Below are 8,172 nucleotides of genomic sequence, written 5' to 3'. Positions count from 1 at the left end.
GGAGTAGGTGAGCTTCACGGTCACCGGGGTCTCGGCCTTCTGGGTCAGGGAAACGGTGTACTTACCGGTGGTCTCACCTTCGACGACGGAATCCGGGCCGCTGATGTTGACCAGTACAGTGTCTTCGTCGTCCTTGACGATCACGTCTGAAGTAGCCTGAGTATTCAGGCTTTCATAATTCCCACCCTCGGTCTTTGTGACCGACAGGGTTTCGGTGGTGTTGCCCTGTACGTAAAGGTCATCCGCGCGTTGCGGGGTGTAATCCACGGTGACTGACGTCTCGCCAGCCGGAATGGTGACCACCTGGCCGTTGCTCAGGGTCACTTTCAGATCCGTGCTTTGTGGGGCATTGTCGACGCTGACGGTCAGTGTCAGGGTACCGCCTTCGGTAACGGTATTGCTGCTGAGTTTCAGTGAGAGAGTGGTTGAATCACTATCATCAACAACCGTATTAGTAATAGTCCCCTCAGGCGTTGAGCTATCGAAGCTGTTTTCTGAAATGCTATCGATAGTTACCGATATTTCATCATTGTCTTGTTTGTAGAGGTCATCCTCTCGCACATCAACTGTCACTGAGCCCGAAGTTTCGCCTGCAGCAACAAGAATGGTTTCGCCGTTGCTAAGTGAAACAGTAATGTTCTCTTGTGCTATCTGGTCGAGAGTGACTGTGTATGTGATCTGTCCGCCTTCCACGACGTTTTCGCCGTTGGTAGTAGAAGACAAAGTAAAAGTGGCATCGATAGTTGGTTCAGGGGTGGGAGGTGTGACTGCATCCTCAGCATCTGAGATACCTGTATTCTCTTCACGGAACACTGCTGCTGTGCCGAAATCGTTGGCAATCCCGCTTGTATCAAACCCCGCTTGCGCGATTGTTTCTGCGCCATCGCGGCTGATGGCAACTGCACTCCATGAGCCAGCGCCTGAAGCTGGTGTTCCGCCTGCTGCCGGTGCTTCAAGATCTTCTGTTGGGTCTATGCCTTGGGCAATTAAGTCCTGCAGCGCCGCAATTTCATCTGCTGTTGTGTTTGGGGTGTTCGATTCATTGGATTCTACATTCTGTCCAATTGGCAGTATGTTGCCATCTTCAAGCGTTAAGATGGCTGTGGCACCTTCGGGGAGGAATATCTTGGTACCAGCGTTGATTTCTGCCATATCAGCAAGAGCGATACTTTTTCCATTCACGAGAACATAGGCGTTCCCGTTAACAGAAATTACTTTTGCTGTTTGTTTGGTGATGATCGAATCCATGAATCTCTTCCTGCAGAAAAGTAAAAAAATGCGCAACTATCATAAATGACACACAGGTCTCATCTATATTACTGTGCATCGGCATCAAATTCGAACATTGGTGTTAAAAAATGTCGCCAAAAAAGTGACGAGCTACGGAAAAATTGAAATGGAACCATTTCCAAATAACTTTATGAAAACTGTGCAAGTAGTCAGCAAGAATTGAACTGTGATCAATTAATAGGCTTTTGAGTAGGGCTTTGGGTCAAAATATGGTCACCGTACAAAATACGGCAAATGGTGGCTTGAAAAATATACATTGCAAATTGTTAACATTTTTGCGGCTGAGCACGCCAAGATTGAGTCTATCGCCAATATCGTACAAAATACCCACCGATTTGAATTCAAGCTTCGCGATGGCTTCTTTCGAAGTGATATGTCGCGTTCAACCCCTGGATTAACTTAAGCATGACAAACTCTCCATTTATGCAGGAAGTCAGCAAACGCCGTACGTTTGCGATTATCTCGCATCCTGATGCCGCCCAGCCTTTCAACGCTTAAAACCACCTTTCATTGCACACCACAATCACATCTCTACGTACTGAATTTAAAGGCTTTTTGTCTTTTTCTCGTTTCTTTGCTTTTCAATGATGTTCAAGCGTAACCTCGGAAAGTGTGTACAAACTTGAGTACAAATTCCGTTTTAGAGGCCTTTGGCGAAAATTCCATGACACAAATCTGGCTGTAGGCCTTGTGGTTACTGGGTTTGATGAAGAAAGTGCCTTCTGCTTTTGGTACTTTGGTTTCGACATTACAAAAGCGGAATAAATGCGATCATCTCTAGTTTTATGTTTGTAAGCTTATGAATTTAAAGGGTTCGTCATTGTGGTTTTTGATGTGTCATCGTTGCGAGTGTACAAACAGTGTGTACAAATTTTTCTCGTTAGGCATGTTGATTGCTATTCATGACACAAACCGCCTTGTAGCCCTTGTTATTCATAGGTTTGAGCTGAAAAGTACCTAATAGCAACATTTGTGTTTTGATAAGGCTGATCTTCTGAACAAATCATGCATCTTTCTGACCATCAACTAGTGATGAATCAGGCGATGATAGCTTTACATTGATTTTCAGGAGAATGCAGATGACAGCAGTAGCGCACCAGGCAACCCCTTTTCTAACATCTTACGAAGTGATGGCTCGTTACCACATTAGCTATACGACGCTCTGGCGAAGAATAAAAGATGGCAGCTTGCCGCAACCTCGCATCAACCGAAATACACGAAACAAGCTGTGGCACATTGAAGACTTGGAGGAGTATGAGAAGAAAGAGGACTGAGCCTCTTTCTTTTATTTTATTGTCCGAAACGCCAGTTGAATGAAAAGCCTGTCGGCTCGATGATGGTCTCTAGCTGTTGATACCAAACGTCGTAAGCATGACGCATTTCATCCAGGTACTGATATTGGTTGTAGATAGCATCCAACCCTTTTTTGCTGTGGCCAATCATCAACTCGGCAACTTCTTGCGTGGTGATGGCTGACATTCGCGTTCGCATCGTTCTGCGAAGATCATGCATAGACCAATGTTCCATCTCAACACTAAGCGATCTGCGAGCCCAGATTTTCACATTGTTAGGAATAGTGGTATCAAAGCCATTTGTGGCAAGCTCTTCTTGTCCGTTCGCGGGAAACAAGTAAGTTGATTTGCTCATCTGCATCGCTAGTTCAATCAGCTCAATAGCTGGCTTAATCAATGGCCGCATGATCGGCGCTCCAATTTTCTCACCTTGTTTGCGGATCTCTATGGGCACTGTCCACATTGCAGATTGCAAGTCAAAGTGATGCTTTTCAGCTTGAATGAGTTCGCCCTTGCGCCCTCCCAATAAGAGAAGCAGTTTTATGTAGATGCGATTCTTCTCAGTGATTTTTGACTCATGCAAATAGCGCCAAAGTATCCTGATCTCGTTGTCATTTAGCACCCGAGTTCGTTTGCCTTTCTTACCGCCGACCTTCTTTGCAGTGATCCCAGCGGCAGCGTTAATTTCCAAAATCTGTTCATCTATCAGCCAGTCATAAAACTTATGCAGCACAGACACTAGACGTTCTGTGTTTGACGGAGACGCTTCCGAAACCTCACGAAGACAGTTTCTTAAGGACAATTCATTGATGTCAGTTAATGGGTACTTACCAAGTCGGGGCAGCAAATATATTTCACTGCTGCGTTTTTGGTAGTGCCACGTTTTCTCCTTTAGCCCTTGCTTACCGGCAGAGTCTATCCAGTCTCGAAAAATCGATTCGAAGCTTTGATTGGCAGAATACTTGGCCCGTTCTTGCTGTAGGTAGAGCTTGGGGTTTCGGCCTTGATCAAGTACTGCCCTTAACCTATCTAGCTCATTCCTGGCTTCAGCAAGCTTCATAAGTGGGTAAGTACCTATGTCTACCCGTTGTTGCTTGCCATCGAAACGATAACGAAACTGAAAAACAATTTTGCCCTTGGGTGATACCCGAGCACTTAGCCCATCTCGGTCGGCTTTTACTACGGTTTCTTTTGCTTCTTTATTTAACCTGGCATCGAGCCAGCTAACTGATAACGCCATGTTATAAGCCCAGCCCTAGTTTTGATTTTAATGATTGTTTACGTGATTCTGCTTTGGGTTCTGGCGCTGTACTCATAGAAGTCACTTCACCATCTGGTGCATGGCCATCCACCGGTGCAGATGTCGTGGATAGATTGGGTTGGCTCATGTGAATTAACCCAAAGGTGGCCAGCATCCGCAGACGCTCAGCGCGTTCCCGTGGCGGCGTCTTTTCCAATTCTTTGAGTAGTTCAGGGTGGCTCCCTGGGGGAATGTTGACGACAACTCTCATAATCAGGCCCCATAAAACCAGAAGCCTCGGACGTTCGCCAAAACAGACTGTTCCGGCACGATGATCTTGCTTCGTGAAAAAATCTCCTTGGCCGCTTCCTTATAAGCCAAGGCTCCACCTCCGGCGATCAATACCAAGTCCGCATTGATGCTTTCGTCGCGCATAGATTGGCGCATGGCTGTAAGAGCAACAGGCGCTACCTTTTTCATTGCAGCATTCAGATAAGGTGAAATATCGACTTTTTCTCCAAATAGCAGCACCTGCAAGTCGCCGGTTCTCATGGCTTTTTCAAGTCGATCCATACCCACTTTGGCACCATGATCTTCCGAAATCAGCTTATCAATGGTTTCCAGTAGCACGGACATTGCCTGAAGACTGGTTCCTGATGAGCTGTAGCGAATTTCTCCGGCCTCAAGGGCAACCCAGTCAACAGAAAAAAAGCCTGGATCTATGACGACGACGCGACCTTCTTCAATCAAGCCCAAATCTCCACCTGTTTGAACCAGATCCATATAGGCACCGGCAGGCTGCGGCAGCACTTTGACGTCATGAACGGTGATGCTGCGCTTAGGCGTTACTTGATGAATACCTTTTAAACGCTTCACAAGGTCTGACTTACGTTGTGGTTCATGAAACTGGGAAACCGGTAATCCAGTGACAACCAAATCGATGGATTCTGTTTCAGCCATTAACAAGGCGGCATGAAAAAGCGCCTTATAGGTTTTTGTGGTGGGATATTCTGGGTGAAGCTCCCGTTCCCAACCTTGAAGGCGTCCAGCAGGCACACCAGCGGCCCAACGCTCATTCTCGACAGACACATACAAACAAGTTTCATCATCGCCTCCACCGATACGCTCCGGCATACGATCCGCAGGACCGGCCCCCGCAGGCAGAATAATAGTTTTCGGTTCACTGCCTGATTGGCCAATTGCCAGCTTCAGGTTCGAGTAACCGATATCTACGCCTAGTACAAACATACTTATCTCCTGTGCACTCAAAGTGCTCTAACGGTTTTCAACTAACCGCTCAGGTCACGCTTGGGCATTTCCAAGTGCTCTGGCGGTTCACTCAAATGTCATTATCAGGATTCGGTGCACTGGCGGTGGGCAGAAAGGTGACAAATCCTTTCATCTATCTGCCTATTGCATTTTCGCAAAAGTATGAGAATAGGCTCTGTTTGGCGGCGGATGACTAAGCCAAAAAAATCGAGACGCCAAACGTCGTTTGCCTTCTGGCCTGAACTCGCCAAACGGTTTGTATCTTCATGACGATACGTCTTTTCAGGCGTTTTTAAGTGAAATCGGGCTGCATCCCTTGTCAGGTATGGGATTGCGCGAGTTGATTTATATCGAGACGCCAAACAGCGATTGTTACGGCAGTTTTACGTTTGGCGTTTCGATCCAAAAGCCAAACGGATAGTGGTTTTGGCTTTTGGGGTTAATTGGATGGGGAAATTGGTTTGGTAGAAATCGTCAATGAACAATGGAAAGCAGAGATATCAGATTTACTTCAGCAAGAAACGGACAGGCTAAAAGCGCTGGCACGAGCTGAAGTTGATGACTTTTGGGTTACCCATTACAAGGTTCGTGAAAATGAGCCATTTAAAGATTGGGGGCTGCTTGGTGTCCGTATCAGAGACTTTAAGTATGGCTTTGGCATTGAGTGGTACATCAACAGCTTTCACGGTCAACGAGGCAAGCGCGTAGTCTTTAGTAAAGGACTGCGTATCTCAAAGACGAAGCTGAGATACTCATTTTTGGACTGCCAAGGTTTGGCCAAAGAATGGGAGTTAGCGCTGGCCATGGAGAAAGAGGAATTTTTCAGTGATATTCGACGCCAGGTTGATAAGCTCAACATGCTGCGTCGCAGAGTGAATGCCTACTGAATTCTCGGCGCTACTTCACTCGCGGCAACTGGTCCCAGCGTGTTGTATAAGCGGGAGATAAATGCTCTCGCTTCATCGACCAATCTTTCTTCGTACCTTGTCCAGCAAAGAAAACCTTTCCGGCACCACTTTGGTTAATGGTGTCCAATACAGACATTAACTGTTGGCTATTAGAGCGGATCGATACGTCATCGAATAGTCCTGGCTGAAACATGCCAGGATCGTAAAAGTCAGACAGCATGACGCCCGCTTTGGCATAACGAAAACCATCCTTCCATATCCGCTTGAGTAAATGACTGGCCAGCTCGATAAAATCCCTAGTATCGCAACTGGGGATCAGCAACTCACCCGATGCAGAGTTGCTGTATTGCGGCTCGTTGTCCTTAAAGGGGCTGGTACGTATGAACACGGTCATCACTTTGGCTTGCTGCTGTTCTTTGCGTAGCTTCTCAGTGGCGCGGGTTGCGTATTCACATACGGCCTCACGTAACAATTCAAAGTGCGTTACTTTTACGCCAAATGAACGGCTACAGACAATTTGTTTCTTAGTTGGTGGGATCTCTTCAAGTTCAATGCACGACTCACCATTGAGCTCTCTGACGGTTCTCTCTAAAACCACCGAGAACTGGTCTCTGATGGCTCTAGGTGAGGCATTGGCGAGGTCTAAGGCTGTGCTGATACCCAAGGCATTTAAACGCTTAGAAAGCCGTCTACCAACGCCCCAAACATCATCAACCGGGACTAATGCGAGCAATCGACGTTGCCGATCTGGATTGGTTAGATCTACAACCCCCTGAGTGGCGGGGTATTTCTTGGCGGCATGGTTAGCCAGCTTGGCGAGTGTTTTAGTCGGTGCAATGCCTACACAGACGGTGATCCCAATCCAGTGGCCTATGCGCTCTCGCACTTGTTGTCCGAACTCGACAAGGGATAGGACAGACTCAATACCGGTTAAATCTAAAAACGCTTCGTCAATGGAGTAAACCTCTACTCGTGGTGCCATCTCCTCCAAAGTGCGCATCACTCGACTGCTCAAATCCGCATACAGTTCATACAGTTGGCTAAGAATTCCCGCTAAAAATAGACGAGTAAGTGAGCAACCATTCTGCCGCATGGGTTGCTGGCGTCTAACACCAGAAAAATCACCCAGCCCAACCCGCTGTCTATTTTTTAAGGTGGGCATTCATCTACATGTCTAATTTTTTACCAATTTGATCGCTAAGATGTACTAATTTGATTACCGAGGGAGACTGACGGACTAATTACTTAGGGGCTTAATCGTACAATCTCCACTCGACACCACACAACTCACTTCTGGACATTTCTGAGTTGCATTTTAGCTAATTTAGAAAAACATGAATTAGATAAAGTATGGAAATTTCAAATCAATATGAGGCGGACATGAAGAAATTGAAAAAAGTAGCTTAACTGGGTTGGTCAATTTTGGTTGACCACGTCATGTTCCGGTGAGTACGCAAGTCATTGGCGCTAACGAATATGAAGGTCACTTTGCTTTTGACTTACTCTATAACAACTCTTCAGATATACAGCCTAATACCTTATCGACCGATACGCATGGTACCAATAATGTTAACTTCGCTATATTAGATTTCTTTGGTTACACATTCGCCCCTCGATACGCGAAAATGAAAAAGGTGTTTTTTGAGCTATTTGAAGTGACTGAAGAGAACGGAGGCCGTATTCAATTAAAGAAAGATATTAATCATAAGCTAATTGCTGAAGAATGGGACAATATTCAGCATATTGTTTGTTCATTGAGTCGTAAAACCACCACTCAAAGCACAATCATTAGAAAGTTGAGTAACGGCAAGAGCCGAAGATTGTCAGCATTGCATGAGTACGACCGTTTAATTAAATCTATTTATGTTTTGGAGTATGTTGATAATTCAACGTTGCGTCATTACGTCCAGCAAGCCTTGAACAGAGGTGAAGCATACCATCAGTTAAAACGTGCTATTACTTCAGTTAATGGCAATAAATTTCGTGGGGGGAATGATTACCAAGTATCATAATGGGGTTCTAGGGATTTTCCCCTCTAAAAAGACATAATCCTCTGTAGACCACACCAATAAATGGCTGCGGAGGTGGGTTACTACTTATAAGTGTGGCAAATTAGGTAAATATCGTACATTTAATACGGAACAGCCCTGATATGGCCATCAAAAACGAAATT

The 8,172-nt window shown here is 45.8% G+C and carries 7 protein-coding genes and 2 pseudogenes; 4 read left to right on the top strand and 5 right to left on the bottom strand.

Annotated features, from left to right (window positions below):
• Nucleotides 1-1,248, bottom strand: a 1,248-nt coding sequence (locus KU854_RS24445; RefSeq protein WP_218360831.1) for a retention module-containing protein, incomplete at its 3' end; no start/stop codon positions are given.
• A 447-nt stretch (nt 1,249-1,695) separates the two neighbouring features.
• Here KU854_RS24445 and KU854_RS24440 point away from each other — a divergent pair.
• Nucleotides 1,696-1,773 (top strand): annotated as a pseudogene (locus KU854_RS24440) (peptide chain release factor 3); the annotation flags it as partial.
• Between the two features lie 596 nt (nt 1,774-2,369).
• The gene (locus KU854_RS24435; RefSeq protein ID WP_040523226.1) at nt 2,370-2,564 is read left to right on the top strand and encodes a helix-turn-helix transcriptional regulator; all 195 of its coding nucleotides are present in this window, start codon (nt 2,370-2,372) and stop codon (nt 2,562-2,564) included.
• Between the two features lie 16 nt (nt 2,565-2,580).
• On the opposite strand, the gene KU854_RS24430 is transcribed toward KU854_RS24435, so the two are convergent.
• From KU854_RS24430 to KU854_RS24420, 3 genes are read right to left on the bottom strand one after another with little or no spacing between them, the layout of a single operon-like run.
• Nucleotides 2,581-3,822 (bottom strand): tyrosine-type recombinase/integrase, encoded by a 1,242-nt coding sequence (locus KU854_RS24430; RefSeq protein ID WP_008845652.1) that lies wholly within the window; start codon nt 3,820-3,822, stop codon nt 2,581-2,583.
• A 1-nt stretch (nt 3,823) separates the two neighbouring features.
• On the bottom strand, nt 3,824-4,093 hold the full coding sequence (locus tag KU854_RS24425) for a hypothetical protein (protein WP_040523228.1): 270 nt from the start codon (nt 4,091-4,093) through the stop codon (nt 3,824-3,826).
• A gap of 2 nt (nt 4,094-4,095) precedes the next feature.
• Nucleotides 4,096-5,070, bottom strand: coding sequence for a ParM/StbA family protein (locus KU854_RS24420; protein WP_008845654.1), 975 nt, complete (start codon nt 5,068-5,070; stop codon nt 4,096-4,098).
• A gap of 464 nt (nt 5,071-5,534) precedes the next feature.
• Between KU854_RS24420 and mobI the strand changes: the two genes are divergently transcribed.
• Nucleotides 5,535-5,978, top strand: coding sequence for a conjugative transfer protein MobI(A/C) (gene mobI, locus KU854_RS24415; protein WP_040523231.1), 444 nt, complete (start codon nt 5,535-5,537; stop codon nt 5,976-5,978).
• Between the two features lie 10 nt (nt 5,979-5,988).
• Here the strand turns inward: mobI and umuC are convergent, their stop codons facing one another.
• Nucleotides 5,989-7,161: a translesion error-prone DNA polymerase V subunit UmuC gene (umuC, locus tag KU854_RS24410; protein WP_008845658.1), complete on the bottom strand. Its 1,173-nt coding sequence runs from the start codon at nt 7,159-7,161 to the stop codon at nt 5,989-5,991.
• Nucleotides 7,162-7,435: 274 nt separating this feature from the next.
• On the opposite strand from umuC, the pseudogene KU854_RS24405 reads away from it, so the two are divergent.
• Nucleotides 7,436-8,005: pseudogene (locus tag KU854_RS24405) on the top strand (Tn3 family transposase); the annotation flags it as partial.
• Between the last annotated feature and the right edge of the window lie 167 nt (nt 8,006-8,172).

The organism is Enterovibrio paralichthyis, assembly GCF_019209835.1.
GTDB lineage: Bacteria > Pseudomonadota > Gammaproteobacteria > Enterobacterales > Vibrionaceae > Enterovibrio > Enterovibrio paralichthyis.
Note: the sequence above shows the minus strand (reverse complement) of the source record. Positions and strands in the feature narration are given on the sequence as shown.